Source organism: Citrobacter sp. Marseille-Q6884, assembly GCF_945906775.1.
GTDB lineage: Bacteria > Pseudomonadota > Gammaproteobacteria > Enterobacterales > Enterobacteriaceae > Citrobacter.
In genome coordinates this window covers 926,373-944,829 of the sequence record NZ_CAMDRE010000001.1, presented here as the reverse complement: position 1 = coordinate 944,829, position 18,457 = coordinate 926,373, and the positions used below count along the sequence as shown (strand labels likewise).

Annotated in this window: 15 protein-coding genes, 1 tRNA gene and 1 other RNA gene; 13 read left to right on the top strand and 4 right to left on the bottom strand. The window is 52.5% G+C overall.

Annotation, left to right across the window (positions count from 1 at the left end):
• The first annotated feature begins 103 nt into the window (after window positions 1-103).
• On the top strand, window positions 104-2,437 hold the full coding sequence (locus N7268_RS04530) for a molybdopterin guanine dinucleotide-containing S/N-oxide reductase (RefSeq protein ID WP_260861922.1): 2,334 nt from the start codon (window positions 104-106) through the stop codon (window positions 2,435-2,437).
• Here N7268_RS04530 and N7268_RS04525 read toward each other — a convergent pair.
• Together N7268_RS04525 and tag are read right to left on the bottom strand one after the other, a co-directional pair.
• Window positions 2,406-2,846, bottom strand: a complete 441-nt coding sequence (locus N7268_RS04525) for an N-acetyltransferase (protein WP_260861921.1) — start codon at window positions 2,844-2,846, stop codon at window positions 2,406-2,408. The genes N7268_RS04530 and N7268_RS04525 overlap by 32 nt on opposite strands.
• A complete protein-coding gene (gene tag / locus N7268_RS04520) occupies window positions 2,824-3,405 on the bottom strand; it encodes a DNA-3-methyladenine glycosylase I (protein ID WP_260861920.1) in 582 nt (193 codons plus the stop codon). The genes N7268_RS04525 and tag overlap by 23 nt, the downstream gene beginning before the upstream one ends.
• A gap of 159 nt (window positions 3,406-3,564) precedes the next feature.
• Here tag and N7268_RS04515 point away from each other — a divergent pair, with 159 nt between their 5' ends.
• The 12 genes from N7268_RS04515 (at window position 3,565) to N7268_RS04460 (ending at window position 15,704) form a co-directional block, all read left to right on the top strand.
• Entirely contained in the window at window positions 3,565-4,266 is a 702-nt protein-coding gene (locus N7268_RS04515; protein WP_260861919.1) for an autotransporter outer membrane beta-barrel domain-containing protein, read from the top strand.
• Between the two features lie 245 nt (window positions 4,267-4,511).
• A complete protein-coding gene (locus N7268_RS04510; protein WP_198906986.1) occupies window positions 4,512-5,714 on the top strand; it encodes an MFS transporter in 1,203 nt (400 codons plus the stop codon).
• Window positions 5,715-5,923: 209 nt separating this feature from the next.
• Window positions 5,924-7,615: a kdo(2)-lipid A phosphoethanolamine 7''-transferase gene (gene eptB, locus N7268_RS04505; RefSeq protein WP_260861918.1), complete on the top strand. Its 1,692-nt coding sequence runs from the start codon at window positions 5,924-5,926 to the stop codon at window positions 7,613-7,615.
• Window positions 7,616-7,706: 91 nt separating this feature from the next.
• Window positions 7,707-7,783: transfer RNA gene (locus N7268_RS04500), tRNA-Pro, on the top strand.
• Window positions 7,784-7,817: 34 nt separating this feature from the next.
• Window positions 7,818-7,949: non-coding RNA, RtT sRNA (locus N7268_RS04495), on the top strand.
• Window positions 7,950-8,496: 547 nt separating this feature from the next.
• Entirely contained in the window at window positions 8,497-8,733 is a 237-nt protein-coding gene (locus N7268_RS04490; RefSeq protein WP_198907146.1) for a hypothetical protein, read from the top strand.
• Entirely contained in the window at window positions 8,648-10,255 is a 1,608-nt protein-coding gene (gene dppA / locus N7268_RS04485) for a dipeptide ABC transporter periplasmic-binding protein DppA (protein WP_198906988.1), read from the top strand. Before N7268_RS04490 ends, dppA begins: the two co-directional genes overlap by 86 nt.
• A gap of 161 nt (window positions 10,256-10,416) precedes the next feature.
• Entirely contained in the window at window positions 10,417-11,436 is a 1,020-nt protein-coding gene (gene dppB / locus N7268_RS04480) for a dipeptide ABC transporter permease DppB (protein ID WP_045448668.1), read from the top strand.
• Window positions 11,437-11,445: 9 nt separating this feature from the next.
• On the top strand, window positions 11,446-12,348 hold the full coding sequence (dppC, locus tag N7268_RS04475) for a dipeptide ABC transporter permease DppC (protein ID WP_198906990.1): 903 nt from the start codon (window positions 11,446-11,448) through the stop codon (window positions 12,346-12,348).
• Between the two features lie 10 nt (window positions 12,349-12,358).
• Window positions 12,359-13,342, top strand: a complete 984-nt coding sequence (gene dppD, locus N7268_RS04470) for a dipeptide ABC transporter ATP-binding protein (protein WP_260861917.1) — start codon at window positions 12,359-12,361, stop codon at window positions 13,340-13,342.
• A complete protein-coding gene (gene dppF / locus N7268_RS04465) occupies window positions 13,339-14,343 on the top strand; it encodes a dipeptide ABC transporter ATP-binding subunit DppF (RefSeq protein WP_198906992.1) in 1,005 nt (334 codons plus the stop codon). Before dppD ends, dppF begins: the two co-directional genes overlap by 4 nt.
• Window positions 14,344-14,501: 158 nt before the next feature.
• A complete protein-coding gene (locus N7268_RS04460; RefSeq protein ID WP_260861916.1) occupies window positions 14,502-15,704 on the top strand; it encodes a sigma-54 interaction domain-containing protein in 1,203 nt (400 codons plus the stop codon).
• Between the two features lie 33 nt (window positions 15,705-15,737).
• Here the strand turns inward: N7268_RS04460 and N7268_RS04455 are convergent, their stop codons facing one another.
• On the bottom strand, window positions 15,738-17,036 hold the full coding sequence (locus N7268_RS04455; protein WP_260861915.1) for an amino acid permease: 1,299 nt from the start codon (window positions 17,034-17,036) through the stop codon (window positions 15,738-15,740).
• Window positions 17,037-17,153: 117 nt separating this feature from the next.
• Complete coding sequence (gene megL / locus N7268_RS04450; RefSeq protein ID WP_260861914.1) at window positions 17,154-18,350, bottom strand: methionine gamma-lyase; 1,197 nt, start codon at window positions 18,348-18,350, stop codon at window positions 17,154-17,156.
• Window positions 18,351-18,457: the final 107 nt, after the last annotated feature.

The window sequence follows — 18,457 nt, the reverse complement described above, 5'->3', positions numbered from 1 at the left end:
GACGTGTGAACATGAAGAAAATTCCAGGGAAGACTCTGAAATTTGTAAGTAACATTGAACGGCATAAAAAATAAGCCGTCACATCGCATTCAGGAGTGCCATCTTGGCTAATTCACCCGCACATTACCCGGTATTAACCGCCGCACACTGGGGACCGATACTCGTCGAGACCGATGGCGAAACCGTTTTTTCCTCTCGTGGGGCGCTTCCCACTGCTCATCCCAACTCATTGCAAACCGTTGTGCGCGACCAGGTCCACAGCAAGACGCGGGTGCGTTTCCCGATGGTACGCAAAGGTTTTCTCGCCTCACCGGAAGCTCCGCAGGGTGTGCGTGGGCAGGATGAATTTGTCCGCGTCAGCTGGGATGACGCGCTGAAACTGATTCATACGCAGCATAAACGTATTCGCGATAGCTACGGACCGGCTTCGATTTTTGCGGGTTCGTACGGTTGGCGTTCAAACGGTGTGTTACATAAAGCCGCAACGCTACTGCAGCGTTATATGGCGCTGGCGGGTGGATATACCGGTCATCTGGGGGATTACTCCACCGGGGCTGCGCAGGCCATCATGCCGTACGTTGTCGGCGGTAACGAAGTCTATCAGCAACAAACCAGCTGGCCTGTGGTTCTGGAACACAGCGATGTGGTGGTGCTATGGAGCGCGAACCCGCTCAACACCCTGAAGATTGCCTGGAATGCCTCTGACGAACAGGGGCTGGCGTACTTTGAAGCATTGCGAAACAGCGGCAAGCGACTGATCTGTATCGATCCGATGCGATCGGAAAGCGTGGCTTTCTTTGGCGATAAGATGGAATGGATAGCCCCGCATATGGGGACCGATGTCGCGCTGATGCTGGGTATTGCGCACACGCTGGTGGAAAACGGCTGGCAGGATGAGGCGTTTCTCGCACGTTGCACGACCGGTTATGACCGGTTTGCGGACTATTTGCTCGGGAAATCCGACGGCGTGGCGAAAACAGCTGCTTGGGCCGCTGAAATTTGTGGCATTCCGGCAGCAAAAATAGGCGAACTGGCGGAAATATTTCACCAAAATACCACCATGCTGATGGCGGGATGGGGCATGCAACGCCAGCAGTTTGGCGAGCAAAAACACTGGATGATCGTCACGCTTGCCGCCATGCTCGGCCAGATTGGTACGCCTGGCGGCGGCTTTGGCCTCTCATATCATTTTGCTAACGGCGGGAATCCGACGCGCCGCGCCGCCGTACTGGCTTCGATGCAAGGGAGCATAAAAGGCGGCATTGATGCGGTAGATAAAATTCCGGTGGCGCGGATTGTTGAAGCGCTGGAAAACCCGGGCGGTTTCTATCAGCACAATGGTATGGACCGCCATTTCCCTGATATCCGCTTTATCTGGTGGGCTGGCGGGGCAAACTTCACCCATCACCAGGACACGAATCGTCTGATCCGCGCCTGGCAAAAACCAGAACTGGTGGTGATTTCGGAGTGCTTCTGGACCGCTGCGGCGAAGCATGCCGATATTGTGTTACCGGCGACAACCTCGTTTGAGCGCAACGATTTAACCATGACCGGAGATTACAGTAATCAGCATCTGGTGCCGATGAAGCAGGTCGTTACGCCGCGTGATGAAGCGCGAAACGATTTTGATGTTTTTGCCGAGCTCAGCGAACGTTGGGAGCCGGGCGGTTATGAACGGTTCACCGAAGGCAAAAGCGAGCTGGAGTGGCTGGAGACCTTTTACACGCTCGCCGGGCAGCGCGGCGCCAGTCAGAAGGTGACATTGCCGCCATTCGCTGAATTCTGGCAGGCGAATAAGCTCATCGAAATGCCGGAAAACCCAGCCAGTGCGCAGTTCATCCGCTTTGCCGATTTTCGCCGCGACCCACAAGCGCATCCGTTGAAAACCGACAGCGGAAAAATTGAAATTTACTCGCAGAAGATTGCCCGTTATGGCTATGCAGATTGTCCGGGACACCCGATGTGGCTGGAGCCTGATGAGTGGTTTGGCAACGCCGAACCCGACCAGTTGCAGTTGCTTTCAGCCCATCCGGCGCATCGTCTGCACAGCCAACTGAATTACAGCATACTCCGCGAGCAGTATGCGGTGGCCGATCGTGAACCGGTAACCCTTCACCCCCAGGATGCGCAGGCGCGGGGTATTGCGGATGGCGACACGGTCAGGGTGTGGAATCATCGCGGGCACGTTCTGGCGGGGGCGGTTGTGACGGACGCGATCAAACCTGGCGTCATCTGTATTCATGAGGGGGCCTGGCCTGATTTGGACCTTTCGGCAGACGGTATTTGTAAAAATGGCGCAGTGAATGTGCTGACCAAAGACCTCCCCAGTTCAAAGCTGGGGAATGGCTGTGCAGGTAACACTGCGCTGGTGTGGCTGGAGAAATACACGGGGCCGATGCTTGCGCTTACGGCGTTTGACCCGCCTGCCAGCTCATAATCCACGTCGGGTGTTGCGTCTCTTCCTGCCATGCGCTGTCTTCAATTCTAAAGCCCAGCGCATGGTAGAAATTCACCGCAGATTGATTCTTCTGGTAGACCTCCAGACTGAGTAACGAAAAGCGCTGCTGGACATACTGCACCAGCGCTTTGCCAATCCCACGTCTGATGGCGCCCGGTTCAACAAACAACGCCCCCAAAAATTGCGTATCCATCACACTGGCAAAGCCTTTCAGTACGCCTTTCTCTTCCCACACCCAGGTTTGTGCTGCGGGTAAGTAGACGTCACGTACAATGGATTCACTTTCCCGCCAGTAGCGTTCTTCAATAAACGGGTGGGCGTAAATAGTGCTTTCCATCCATAACGCCAGAATGGGCGCCAGATCGTCAACCGTTGATTCGCGAATCATGTTGATCCCCCGGGTAGCAAATACAGCCGGTGACATGGTCGTTGACCAGACCGCATGCCTGCATAAAGGAGTAACAGATGGTGGTACCGACAAACTTAAATCCGCGTTTTTTTAATGCTTTAGAAAGCGCGTCTGACGCCGGGGTGGAGGTGGGGATCTCGCCCAGGGTGGCGGCTTGCGTGACCTGCGGTTTGTTATCAACAAACGACCAGACGAATTCGTTAAACGGCTCGCCGCTTTGCTCCATGGCCAGATATGCACGGGCGTTGCCGATGATGGCCTGAATTTTTCCGCGATGGCGAATGATGCCCGCATCCAACACCAGTCTCTCAACATCGTCTTCGGTCATTGCCGCCACGGCAACAGGATCGAAGTGGTGGAAAGCGTGGCGATAATTTTCTCGTTTCTTCAGCACGGTTATCCATGATAATCCCGCCTGCTGACCTTCAAGGCAGATCATCTCGAACAGCTTTTTGCCATCGGTTTCAGGGACGCCCCATTCCTTGTCATGATAGGCAATGTAAAGTGGATCCTGACTGACCCAGCCGCAACGCTGCATATTCTTCCTCGCTGTTTTTACTCGCGTAAAAATTTCATTCGGCCCGCCTTGACGCGCCCGCTAAAAGGACAATATTTAATACAGGGCGTTATGTGCCCGATATCCTTCACACAATGACAATAATATCGCCGAATTCGGCTCTTTTCTGGAGTCGCGTTGATGATTATAAGAAACAGTAGTGGTCGCCAGAGGTTTTGCCTTCTGGTGAGTGCCGTAGTTTGTGCGTTGTCTACCCATACAGCATATGCCTGGCAACAAGAATATATCGTTGATGCCATGCCTGGTCATACGACGGAACGTTATACATGGGACAGCGATCACCAACCACGTTACAACGACATTCTGGAAGAGCGTATTCGTTCCACGCAGAATGTCGCGGGTCTCGTGTTAAATCAGACCGATGATACGCCACTGGATGCGACCAGCGGGATGAGCATGGGCTGGAATTTTCCGCTCTCCGCTAAAACGAGTACGGGCCCTGTTGCTGCCCTGCATTACGACGGCTCGACCTTATCCGCTTATAACGAATTTGGCGACAGCGTGACATCGCTGACCGATCCGCTGTGGCATGCCAGCGTCAGTACCTTAGGTTGGCGGGTCGATTCCCAGTTTGGTGATGTTCGACCGTGGGCGCAAATCAGCTATAACCAGCAGTTTGGCGAGAATATCTGGAAGGCGCAGTCGGGTCTTAGTCGTATGACCGCGGTCAGTCAGGGCGGTGGTACCTGGTTGGATGTCACCGTGGGGGCTGATATGTTGCTCAATCCGCATATGGCGGCGTACGCGGCGCTTTCTCAGGCGGAAACCAGCACCAATAATAGCGACTATATGTACACCATGGGGGTGAGCGCTAAATTTTAGCGCGAAAACAGCAAACAACGTGGCTGCTTATTCCTCCCGAGAACGACACGTATCCTGGCGATAGTGTGCGCTAACTTATGTCAGAAAGTTTCATATCCTGACTTTTTGTCTCGTCATTTATTCCGTATTCCAGGCATTTCATTCCGTTCTGATGGCATTTCATGCCGTTTTCCCCTGGTATAAAGCGCACTTCGGTATGGTTGTTGGCAGAGAATTTCCCATTTTGTTTATGCAGGAAGGCTGCCATGAAAACTACTGATTATCAGCGTACCCGCTGGCTGACACTGATCGGCACCATCATTACCCAATTTGCCCTGGGTTCTGTTTATACCTGGAGTCTGTTTAATGGCGCGCTCTCCTCTAAGCTGGATGCGCCTGTCAGCCAGGTCGCATTTTCCTTTGGTTTACTGAGCCTGGGTCTGGCGATTTCTTCTTCCGTCGCCGGGAAACTTCAGGAACGTTTTGGCGTAAAACGCGTCACCATGGCATCCGGTATCCTGCTGGGTGTGGGTTTCTTCCTGACCGCGCACTCTGACAGCCTGATCATGCTGTGGTTGAGCGCAGGTGTATTGGTCGGTCTTGCTGACGGTGCGGGTTACCTGTTAACGCTGTCCAACTGCGTAAAATGGTTCCCTGAGCGTAAAGGGCTGATTTCTGCCTTTGCTATCGGCTCTTATGGCCTTGGCAGCCTGGGTTTTAAATTTATCGACAGCCATTTGCTGGCGACGGTGGGACTGGAAAAGACTTTTATTATCTGGGGCGCGATTGTGCTGGTGATGATTGTCTTTGGTTCTACGCTGATGAAAGATGCGCCAAATCAGGAAGTGAAAGCCGTGAACGGCGTGGTTGAGAATGACTACACCCTGGCGCAGTCCATGCGTAAACCGCAGTACTGGATGCTGGCCGTGATGTTCCTGACGGCGTGCATGAGTGGGTTGTATGTGATTGGTGTGGCGAAAGATATTGCACAAAGTCTGGCAAATATGGATGTGGCGACGGCGGCAAATGCGGTCACCGTTATTTCCATCGCTAACCTGTCAGGTCGTCTGGTACTGGGTATTCTGTCTGACAAAATCTCCCGTATTCGTGTTATCACCATCGGTCAGGTCGTTTCGCTGGTTGGCATGGCGGCACTGTTATTCGCCCCGCTGAATAGCACGACCTTTTTTGCGGCGATTGCCTGTGTCGCGTTTAACTTTGGCGGTACGATTACGGTATTCCCGTCACTGGTCAGTGAGTTCTTCGGCCTGAATAATCTGGCGAAAAACTACGGTGTTATCTACCTGGGCTTTGGGATTGGCAGTATTTGCGGTTCCATTATCGCCTCGCTGTTTGGTGGGTTCTATGTGACCTTCTGCGTCATCTTCGCCCTGTTGATTATCTCTCTGGCGCTGTCCACCACTATTCGTCAGCCGCAGCGTAGCGTATTCACCGAAGCGCATGCCTGATTAATACCGCCGCTTAATTAATACCTGGCGCATATATTTACAAAAATATATGCGCTCTTTTCATTCTCCAGAAGCACTTTTCCCCCCGCCTGTGGTCTACTAACGCGCGCTCGTAGACATTTCATTTCTGCTGTTGTCGCATTTTTCCCTGTCTGGTCTGGTTGACCGTTGCACAGGCGTTTTTATCCCGCTTTCCAGGGTTTGTTTGCATGAGATACATTAAGTCGATGACGCAGCAAAAGCTCAGCTTCTTGCTTGCGCTCTATATCGGTCTGTTTATGAACTGCGCTGTTTTTTATCGCCGCTTCGGTAGCTATGCGCAAGAGTTCACCGTCTGGAAAGGACTTTCTGCGGTTGTTGAATTAGCTGGCACTGTGCTGGTGACCTTCTTTTTACTTCGAATTCTGTCTTTGTTTGGTCGGCGTGCCTGGCGCGTGCTGGCGAGCTTTGTGGTGCTCTGTTCTGCGGGCGCCAGCTATTACATGACCTTCCTGAACGTGGTGATTGGTTACGGCATTATTGCTTCGGTAATGACCACCGATATTGATTTATCGAAGGAAGTTGTCGGTTGGCACTTTATTGCGTGGCTGGTCTCCGTCAGCATAGTCCCTCTGCTGTTTATCTGGAATAACCGCTGTCGTTATACGTTGTTAAAGCAGGTTCGTACGCCGGGTCTGAGAGTGCGTAGCGTGGCGGTAGTCGTCCTGGCCGGTTTGATGGTGTGGGTGCCGATTCGCCTGCTCAGCATGCAGCAGAAAACCGTTGAACGCGAAACGGGAATTGATTTACCGAGCTACGGCGGCGTGGTGGCGAACTCTTATCTGCCTTCGAACTGGCTTTCGGCGTTGGGGCTTTATGCCTGGGCGCAGGTTGATGAATCTTCAGATAATAAATCGCTGATGAATCCGGCGAAGAAGTTCACCTACGTTGCACCAAAGAATCTCGATGATACCTACGTTGTCTTTATTATTGGCGAGACGACGCGCTGGGATCATATGGGGATTTTTGGCTACGAGCGAAATACCACGCCGAGACTGGCTCAGGAGAAAAACCTGGCGGCGTTCCGCGGATACTCATGTGATACGGCGACAAAACTTTCGCTGCGCTGCATGTTTGTCCGTGAGGGTGGGGCTGAAGAGAACCCGCAGCGTACGCTGAAAGAACAAAATGTTTTTTCCGTGCTCACTCAGTTAGGGTTCAAAACAGACCTGTACGCGATGCAAAGCGAGATGTGGTTCTACAGTAACACCATGGCGGAGAACATCGCCTACCGTGAGCAGATTGGCGCAGAGCCGCGTAACCGTGGCAAGAACGTAGACGATATGCTGTTGATTAACGAGATGCAGCAATCTATAAAGCCAAATGATGATGGTAAGCATCTGATTATTCTGCATACCAAAGGGTCACACTTTAACTACACCCAGCGCTATACCCGAGAGTACGCCCAGTGGAAACCGGAGTGTGTCAATGTTGATAGCGGCTGCTCGAAAGCGGAGATGATTAACTCGTTTGATAACTCGGTGACCTATGTTGATCACTTTATTACCAAAGTGTTCGATCAGCTACGCGATAAGAAAGCGATTGTGTTCTATGCTGCTGACCACGGTGAGTCCATAAACGAGCGTGAACACTTGCACGGTACACCGCGTAAAATGGCTCCGCCAGAGCAATTCCGCGTCCCGATGCTGGTGTGGATGTCTGACAAGTATCTGGAAGATCCCGAGCATGCGAAGGCGTTTGCGCACCTGAAGCAAGAAGCCGATATGAAGGTGCCGCGCCGCCATGTTGAACTGTATGACACTATCTTAGGTTGCCTCGGTTATACCTCGCCTAATGGCGGTATTAATGAGAATAACAACTGGTGTCGCGTTCCTGACGCACAGAAGGCAACAGCGCAGTAACCGGGCTGTTGACTTTCTGGCCGATCGAATGCCATTTTGAGACTAAGGGATTGACGGGCGCGCACCTGAGCAGTAAGATGCGCCCCGCATTCGGTGATTGGCGCAGCCTGGTAGCGCACTTCGTTCGGGACGAAGGGGTCGGAGGTTCGAATCCTCTATCACCGACCAAATTAGAAAAGCCCGCTCTTTGAGCGGGCTTTTTGCTTTCCGAAGCCCGCGAGGATGAGAACCTCCGGGGGCAGAGGTTCGACTCGAGCGTAGCGAGAGAACGTTGCGTCAGCAACGGCCCGAAGGGCGAGCCACGTAGTGGCGAGTAATCCTCTATCACCGACCAAATTCAAAACCCTGCTCAACGAGCAGGTTTTTTTGCATTATAGCCCGTGAGGATAAGAACCTCCGGGGGGCAGAGGTTCGACTCGAGCGTAGCGCCACCCACCCCACACATCGCCCTATATCCTGCGTTCACCCACCTTCATTCTATCTGCAAAAATTGTGTACCACTTCCCACTGACTGTTAACGATTTTGTGACATATTCCATTGTCTTTTTTTATATTTGCTTGAATCTTTTTTCGCGTTACTTATGGCTGAACCCAGCATTATCCGCTGTGCGTTTTAACGTTCATGATATTAATCGCTCATATATGCAGCGTTCATTTAGGAATTTTTCATAATTTGCATAAATGTTAATCACCAAATGTTGCGAAATATGAAGATATTTATTCTGGCATAGCAGGCGTAGCACAAATTTCCCTGCTGAAAATCTCCGTCTGCACTTTTTTTAATCTTTGTTTGTGAATTCTCACCGTTGGTGTAAATCACGGTCACCTGTATTGACGTTTTCACATTCTGTTGACAGATTGTAGGGCATGAGGGGCATTTCATGGAGAATCCGCACTGCAACTCAGTCGCTTATGTGAACGGAATCCCCATCCTCTTAACGCTGACCCGGCCGGGTAAAAAACAAAAAAGGCCAGGCGGTGCAAACCCACTGCAAAGGGTAAAACAACAAACATCACATTTGGAGCAGAAGAATGAGTATTTCCTTGAAGAAGTCAGGGATGCTGAAGCTTGGTCTGAGCCTGGTGGCCATGACCGTCGCAGCAAGCGTACAGGCTAAAACTCTGGTTTATTGTTCAGAAGGATCTCCTGAAGGCTTTAACCCACAGCTTTTCACCTCTGGCACAACGTATGACGCCAGCTCTGTACCGATCTATAACCGCCTGGTTGAATTCAAAACCGGTACAACGGAAGTCATCCCGGGCCTTGCTGAGAAGTGGGAAATCAGCGAAGACGGTAAAACATATACCTTCCACCTGCGCCAGGGCGTGAAGTGGCAGGACAACAAAGAATTTAAACCGACGCGCGATTTCAACGCCGATGACGTCGTGTTCTCCTTTGATCGTCAGAAAAATGCCCAGAACCCGTACCACAAAGTGTCTGGCGGCAGCTATGAATACTTCGAAGGGATGGGTCTGCCTGATCTGATCGCTGAAGTGAAAAAAGTGGACGATAAAACCGTTCAGTTCGTGCTGACGCGTCCAGAAGCCCCGTTCCTGGCTGATCTGGCCATGGACTTCGCCTCTATTCTTTCCAAAGAATACGCTGACAACATGCTGAAAGCGGGCTCCCCGGAGAAAGTGGATCTGAACCCAATCGGTACCGGTCCGTTCCAGCTGCAGCAGTACCAGAAAGATTCTCGTATTCTGTATAAAGCCTTCGAAGGCTACTGGGGCACCAAACCGCAGATCGACCGTCTGGTCTTCTCTATTACCCCTGATGCTTCTGTTCGTTACGCCAAGCTGCAGAAGAACGAGTGCCAGGTGATGCCGTACCCGAATCCGGCTGATATCGCACGCATGAAGCAGGATAAAAACATCAATTTGATGGAGCAGGCGGGTCTGAACGTGGGCTACCTCTCTTTCAACACCGAGAAGAAACCGTTTGATGACGTGAAAGTCCGTCAGGCGCTGACCTACGCGGTGAACAAAGAAGCGATCATCAAAGCCGTTTACCAGGGCGCTGGCGTTGCTGCGAAGAACCTGATCCCACCGACCATGTGGGGCTACAACGATGACGTTAAAGACTATACCTACGACCCGGAAAAAGCCAAAGCACTGCTGAAAGAAGCCGGTCAGGATAAGGGCTTCACCGTAGAGCTGTGGGCAATGCCAGTACAGCGTCCGTATAACCCGAACGCGCGCCGTATGGCTGAAATGATCCAGGCTGACTGGGCGAAGATTGGTGTTCAGGCCAAGATTGTGACCTACGAGTGGGGCGAGTACCTCAAGCGCGCCAAGTCCGGTGAACATCAGGCCGTTATGATGGGCTGGACCGGTGACAACGGGGATCCGGATAACTTCTTCGCCACGCTGTTTAGCTGTGCTGCGGCGAAAGATGGTTCCAACTATTCTCGCTGGTGCTACAAGCCGTTTGAAGATCTGATTCAACCGGCGCGCGCGACCGACGACCACAACAAGCGTGTTGAGCTGTACAAACAGGCTCAGGTCGTTATGCATGACCAGGCGCCTGCGCTGATCATCGCTCACTCCACGGTATACGAGCCAGTGCGTAAAGAAGTCAAAGGCTATGTGGTTGATCCATTAGGCAAACACCACTTCGAAAACGTTTCTGTCGAATAATTAAAAGCAAGCCAGGCAGCGTGACGGACCGTTAAGTCGGGCAACCGTCGCGCCACCTGACAGTAATGCTTTATCTCCCTCTCGCGTGAGGGGGAGATAAGATTTGTGAGCAATACAGACCCACGGTTCCAGGCCGTGTGTCATTAGAGAGAATCCGGGTTATGTTGCAGTTCATTCTCCGACGTTTGGGACTCGTCATCCCCACGTTTATCGGTATCACTCTTCTCACCTTTGCCTTCGTCCATATGATCCCCGGCGATCCGGTGATGATCATGGCGGGTGAACGTGGTATCTCCCCTGAGCGTCATGCTCAACTGCTGGCTGAACTCGGTCTGGATAAACCGATGTGGCAGCAGTACCTCCACTATATCTGGGGGGTTATGCATGGCGATTTAGGTATCTCGCTGAAAAGCCGCCTGCCGGTGTGGGAAGAGTTCGTGCCTCGCTTTAAAGCGACGCTGGAACTGGGCGTCTGCGCCATGATTTTTGCTACCGCAGTGGGCATTCCGGTCGGTGTCCTTGCTGCCGTCAAGCGTGGTTCTATTTTCGATCATACCGCTGTTGGCCTGGCGCTGACCGGTTACTCCATGCCAATTTTCTGGTGGGGCATGATGCTGATCATGCTGGTTTCCGTACAGTGGAACCTGACGCCCGTTTCCGGGCGGGTGAGCGACATGGTGTTCCTTGATGACTCCAATCCGCTAACTGGATTTATGCTGATCGACACGGCTATCTGGGGTGAAGAGGGCAACTTCATTGATGCCGTGGTTCATATGATCCTGCCTGCGATGGTGCTGGGCACTATTCCACTGGCGGTGATTGTGCGTATGACCCGTTCATCAATGCTGGAAGTGTTGGGTGAGGATTACATTCGTACCGCGCGCGCCAAAGGGCTTACACGGATGCGTGTGATCATCATCCATGCGCTGCGCAATGCCATGCTGCCAGTTGTGACCGTTATCGGCCTGCAGGTCGGTACGCTGCTGGCGGGCGCCATTCTGACCGAAACCATCTTCTCGTGGCCGGGTCTGGGACGCTGGCTGATTGATGCACTGCAACGCCGCGATTACCCGGTGGTGCAGGGTGGGGTGCTGCTGGTCGCGACGATGATTATCCTCGTCAACCTGCTGGTAGACCTGCTGTACGGCGTGGTGAACCCGCGTATTCGGCATAAGAAGTAAGGGGCCATCATGTCACAGGTTACTGAAAATAAAGTTATTACTGCTCCGGTGCCCATGACCCCGTTGCAGGAGTTCTGGCACTATTTCAAACGCAACAAAGGTGCGGTTGTTGGGCTGGTATACGTGGTTGTCATGATCCTGATTGCGGTCTTTGCCAACGTACTGGCGCCGTACAACCCGGCAGATCAGTTCCGCGATACGCTGCTGGCGCCGCCAGCCTGGCAGGAAGGCGGTTCCATGGCGCACCTGTTTGGTACTGATGATGTGGGCCGCGATGTGCTGTCACGTCTGATGTACGGTGCGCGCCTGTCGCTGCTGGTTGGCTGTCTGGTGGTGGTGCTTTCCCTGCTGATGGGGGTCGTACTCGGGCTGGTTGCGGGTTATTTCGGCGGGATTGTCGATAACGTCATCATGCGTATTGTCGATATCATGTTGGCGCTGCCGAGCCTGTTGCTGGCGCTGGTACTGGTCGCCGTGTTTGGCCCGTCTATCGGTAACGCCGCGCTGGCATTGACGTTCGTGGCATTGCCGCACTATGTCCGTCTGACGCGTGCCGCCGTGCTGGTGGAGGTCAACCGCGACTACGTTACCGCTTCCCGTGTGGCGGGAGCCGGTGCGATGCGCCAGATGTTCGTTAACATTCTTCCAAACTGTCTTGCGCCGCTGATTGTTCAGGCGTCGCTCGGCTTCTCTAACGCCATTCTCGACATGGCTGCGCTTGGCTTCCTGGGCATGGGTGCGCAACCGCCAACGCCGGAGTGGGGCACCATGCTCTCCGACGTGTTGCAGTTTGCGCAAAGTGCCTGGTGGGTCGTGACCTTCCCGGGTCTGGCGATCCTGCTCACGGTGCTGGCATTTAACCTGATGGGTGACGGTCTGCGTGACGCGCTCGATCCCAAACTGAAGCAGTAAGAGGTTCGAGATGGCGTTATTAAATGTAGATAAATTATCGGTGCACTTCGGCGACGTTGGCTCCGAATTCCGTGCCGTAGACCGCATTAGCTACAGTGTGAACCAGGGTGAAGTGGTTGGCATTGTGGGGGAATCCGGCTCCGGTAAGTCGGTGAGTTCACTGGCGATTATGGGGCTGATTGACTATCCCGGTCGCGTCATGGCTGAATCGCTGGAGTTTAACGGCCGCGATCTGAAGCGCATTTCGGAGAAAGAGCGCCGCCAGTTGGTGGGTGCGGAAGTCGCGATGATCTTCCAGGACCCGATGACCAGCCTGAACCCGTGCTATACCGTCGGCTATCAGATTATGGAAGCCATTAAGGTGCATCAGGGTGGCAATAAGAAAACCCGTATCCAACGGGCCATCGACCTGCTGACGCTGGTGGGTATTCCCGACCCTGCGTCGCGACTGGATGTCTATCCGCATCAGCTTTCCGGTGGGATGAGCCAGCGCGTGATGATCGCGATGGCGATTGCTTGTCGTCCGAAGTTATTGATTGCCGATGAACCGACAACGGCGCTGGACGTGACGATTCAGGCGCAGATCATCGAACTGCTGCTGGAGCTGCAGCAGAAAGAAAACATGGCGTTAGTGTTGATCACGCATGACCTGGCGCTGGTGGCGGAATCGGCACACAAAATTATCGTGATGTATGCCGGTCAAGTGGTTGAGACAGGAAATGCGCACGATATTTTCCGCGCGCCGCGTCATCCGTACACCCAGGCGTTGCTGCGCGCGCTGCCGGAGTTTGCTCAGGATAAAGCGCGTCTGGCCTCATTGCCGGGCGTGGTTCCGGGGAAATACGATCGTCCGAACGGCTGTCTGCTGAACCCACGCTGCCCGTATGCAACGGACAAGTGCCGGAGTATTGAGCCGGAGCTGAACGTATTGGGCGACGGTCGCCAGTCGAAATGCCACTACCCACTTGATGATGCCGGGAGGCCTGGATTATGAGTACGCATGAGGCCACCTTGCAGCAACCGTTGCTGCAGGCAATTGACCTGAAAAAACACTATCCGGTGAAGAAAGGCATTTTTGCCCCGGAGCGTCTGGTAAAAGCGCTGGACGGTGTCTCTTTTACCCTGGAACGCGGTAAAACGCTGGCCGTGGTTGGCGAGTCGGGCTGCGGAAAATCGACGCTGGGTCGTCTGCTGACGATGATTGAAGTCCCGACCGGCGGTGAGCTCTATTATCAGGGGCAGGATCTGCTGAAGCACGATCCGCAGGCGCAGAAACTGCGTCGGCAGAAAATTCAGATTGTGTTCCAGAACCCGTACGGTTCTCTGAACCCGCGTAAAAAAGTGGGCCAGATTCTGGAAGAGCCACTGCTGATCAACTCCTCGCTCAGCAAAGAGCAGCGTCGTGAAAAAGCGCTGGCGATGATGGCGAAAGTAGGTCTGAAAACCGAGCATTATGACCGCTATCCGCATATGTTCTCAGGCGGTCAGCGTCAGCGTATTGCGATTGCCCGTGGTCTGATGCTTGACCCGGATGTGGTGATTGCCGATGAACCGGTTTCTGCGCTCGACGTCTCCGTACGTGCGCAGGTACTGAACCTGATGATGGATCTGCAGCAGGATATGGGGCTGTCCTACGTCTTTATCTCCCACGATTTATCGGTGGTGGAACATATTGCCGATGAAGTGATGGTGATGTATCTCGGCCGCTGCGTGGAGAAAGGGACGAAGGATCAGATATTCAACAACCCACGCCATCCGTACACGCAGGCGCTGCTCTCCGCGACGCCGCGTCTGAACCCGGACGATCGCCGCGAGCGTATCAAACTGACGGGAGAGCTGCCCAGCCCGCTGAACCCACCGCCAGGCTGTGCGTTCAATGCTCGTTGCCGTCGTCGCTTTGGTCCTTGTACGCAGTTGCAACCGCAGCTTAAAGATTACGGCGGTCAGCTGGTCGCGTGCTTTGCCGTTGACCAGGATGAGAATCCACAGCAATAAGCGTGGGTTATGACCTAATAACCGGAGCCTTGTGCTCCGGTTTTTTTACATTTCGTTTTTACTTCCACAATGTGAGTCCTTTGGCAGAACATTATTCCACAGCGTCTAGAATATAGACAGATTGCTGAATTCGCAGTTGCTAACTACCAGGAGCAAATGTGGTCACGATACGCTGGGATATAAAAACAATTGATCGCCTGTCTATGGTTGAGGATGTCCTGAAGGAGTTTTCCTGCTGTGATATCAATATCATCTCAATGAAAGTGACGCCCGGACGGATCCTGATTAAATCCTGGTGTCGTCAATTGCAGGATATTTCCTGCGTACAATCCTGCCTGAGCCAGCGTGCTGATATTATTCATGTCGCTTACCTCTGTGAAGAGATAAGCGAATTGTCGATGCCTCAAGCCGTACGTCCGCGCTATTTTTCAGACATTATCTGCAGTAGCCCCGGTATGCAGGCATTGATAGAAAAGGCGATACGCATCGCTGACAGCAAATATACCGTTTTGATTCGGGGTGAAACCGGCACCGGCAAAGAGTTGCTGGCCCGGGCTATCCATAATTCCGGGCAGCGGCGTTTTTATCCGTTTATTCCCGTGAACTGTTCTGCACTACCTGAATCATTAATGGAAAGTGAATTCTTTGGTTATGAGAAAGGGGCATTTAGCGGCGCAGATTGTAAAGGCAAGAAAGGCCTGTTTGAAATGGCCGACAAAGGGACGCTGTTTCTTGATGAATTTGGTGAAATGCCGCTGAGTTTACAGGCTAAATTGTTGCGTGTACTTCAGGATGGCGGTATTCGCCGCGTGGGGGGCGCACAAATTATTCCGGTGAATGTGCGCATTATTGTTGCGACTAACGCCAATCTGGAAGAAATGGTTGAACAGCGGCTACTGCGCGCCGATCTGTATTACCGGATCAACGTGCTTTCGCTGACGATTCCTCCTTTACGGGATCATCCACAGGATATCAGCTTGCTGATTCGCCATTTTGTGCAGAAATATGCGAAGGAATTTCAGCGACGCATTATTCTCGATAAAGCCTGTTTTGACGCTTTACATCATCATTCCTGGCCAGGAAACGTTCGTGAACTGGAAAATACCATTATACGCCTGATGCTCATGGCTGAATCGGATGTCATCACCCGGGAAGATCTGGGGATGGCAACGCTACCGTCGGGTCAACAGGTTCACGGCGAGCGCCCTTTCAAAGAACAGGTGCAGTGTGCCGAGCGTCAGTTAATTGAGCAGATGGTGGAAGAGAAGGTCTCGTCGCGGCATATCGCCAAAGCGCTGGGGGTGTCGCATACCACGGTGTTGAATAAAATCCGCAGCTATCAACTTGAGGGTGTGAATTAAGCGCCGCCAGGAGCAGACGGCGCATAGAACCGCTTATTCAATCAGTTTTAATAGCGGTGACAGACACAGCAATATTCCGTACAACAGGATCAGCCAGGTTTTCAGTCCGCGCAGTTTTTCCAGTTGTGAGACTTTATAAATCAGGAAAAACGGAATAATGCACGATACGATACCGTAAAGAGGACTGCCCAGCTGGAAGAAGACCAGTACCGATACGCGGAACGACACCCAAATAACCAGCGTGGTCACGATAAAGGCGCAAATTCCCAGCGTCAGCACGAGGGGGTTAATTTTCTCAACGTTAATGACGCGACCCAATACGTTAAGAATAATACCCTTAATGGCTTCATGGAATCCCAGGTAAATACCAAAGAACGCAGTCAGAACGGCAAAGATATTCAGCACCGTTGAGGTGATGTGAATAATTTGTCCGGGGATAACCTGCGCTGCCAGTGCCAGCGCGGAAATATTCTGTTCGAAGGCCGAGACGGCCTCTTCATGGCTAATCGAAAAGGTAAAAGAGAACGAGAAGAACAGGATCACCGCAATCAGCGTAATGTAACTAATACGGTGGGTTCGAATGGCCATGCGTGTGGCCAGTACTCTGTCTGACACCCGTTTGCGGTAAGCAATGTTCATAGGGTTCAGCACCTGAATAAACACAGCCGAGAAGAAGCAGAACGGGATCGTCAGCAGTACGTCGCGAAAGAACACAGAAGCCTGAGGGAACGCGCTGATATTGCTAAAGTTCCAGTGGGGAATCATGGCAAAGCCGAACACGACGATGATGCCGACTTTGACGACCACCATTGGGCCGGAGATTTTGAATAACAGCTTTTCCCCGCCAGAAGCGATGGCGACCAGTGCGGCAAAAATCGCCACTTTATAGATGATCGACTGTGAAAGGTCGGCATCGGTCAGCCCGAAGGTTTTGATATAGGACGCGCTGTCAAAAACCACCGACAAGGAATAGATAAATATTCCGTGAATAATCATCAGAAAATAAATAACACCGAGAAATACGCCCCAGTTTTTTCCAAGATAATGACTAATGATATCGGTGTAGTCATTACAGGTTTCACTTTCTGATAACGTTTTTAAATAAATATCCTGCACAATATAGGTTGCTGGATAGGCAATAATAAAGGCGACAATAAAGACCCAAATGCCTGTCAAACCAATTTGTACCGGCATCAGCACCGTTCCGGCGCCAATTGCCATGCCGATGCAGAGTAATACCCAGCCAAAGTCGTATTGAGTGAATGGTAATTTTTTTGAGAAGGATGCGGCGGTTACTGTATTGTTGCTTAATTGTAATGTGTTGTCCTGCATAGAACCCCCTGCCGAAAATACGCGCAGTCCCCGGAAGAGGATTACGCGTATAGCCAGGCTGTTGTGCCTTGATTCTCAACAGCCTGAACCGTTCTGCGCCGGCTCAGGCTGTAATGGTCAGAATGTTGCCTTTCTGATGGCGTGTTCAAGGTCGTTAATAATATCTTCTGGATCTTCAAGACCCACAGAAAGACGGATAAGTCCGTCGGTAATACCTGCTTTAAGCCGTTCCTCTGGCGCAACGGGCGAATGTGTCATAGACGCTGGGTGCTGAATGAGGGTTTCGGTATCACCGAGACTGACCGCGAGGAGGCACAATTCTACAGAATTGATCATCCGTCTGCCAGCCTCCAGACCCCCGGCGATTTCAAAGCTAATAATTCCGCCTGGCAAGCTCATCTGCCGTTGACCCAGTTCAAATTGAGGGTGAGAAGGCAGGCCCGGATAATAAACGTGGGTAATGGCGGGATGACCTTCCAGGAAGCGGGCAATTTTTAACGCATTTTCACAGTGACGCTCCATACGGATGCCCAGCGTTTTCACCCCGCGCAGCGTCAGCCAGGCGTTGAAAGGACTCATGCAGCCGCCGGTAATATCTTTAAGCCCGACGAAGCGCGCCTGATCGATAAATTCCTGCTTGCCGACAATGATGCCGCCAATCACATCCCCATGACCGTTGATATATTTGGTCACGCTGTGCACCACGATGTCGGCACCCAACTGCAGAGGCTGCTGACAGTACGGCGACATAAAGGTGTTATCCACGACCAGCAGTGCGCCCTGTTGATGGGCGATTCCCGCCACTGTTTCAATATCGACCAGCGAGAGGGTTGGGTTGGCAGGCGTTTCGATATAGACCACTTTGGTTTCCGGGCGCATAGCGGCGCGGATTTCCTCTGGTTTTGCCGCGTCGACAAAGCTCACGTTAATGCCGAACTTCGGCATGCTGTGGGAGAGGAAGGCGTGGGTACAGCCGTAAATGGCGCTGGCGGAAACAATATGATCGCCCTGTTGGCACAGGGTCAGCAGTGATGTGGTGATCGCTGAGATACCGGAGGCGGTGGCTAACGCGGCTTCTCCTTTTTCCAGCACGGCCAGCTTTTTCTCCAGCGCATCAGTGGTCGGGTTTCCCAGGCGTGTGTAAATGTACCCGGACTCCTCGAGCGCAAAGCGGGCGGCACCTTGTTCGGCGCTGTCAAAAACAAACGTTGAAGTCTGGAAAATAGGCGTACTGAGCGCGCCAGTGGAAGGGTCGGGTTGTTGTCCCGCGTGAACGATCTGGGTGTTGAATCCGTAAGTACGACAGTCAGACATGATATCTCCTTTGATTCGGAACAGAACAGCTCACACTCAAGTAGCAATCGCTGTGCCATAAAATGAACCTTTGGATATCAATGCATTAGATAAATCGCTGTTGAATA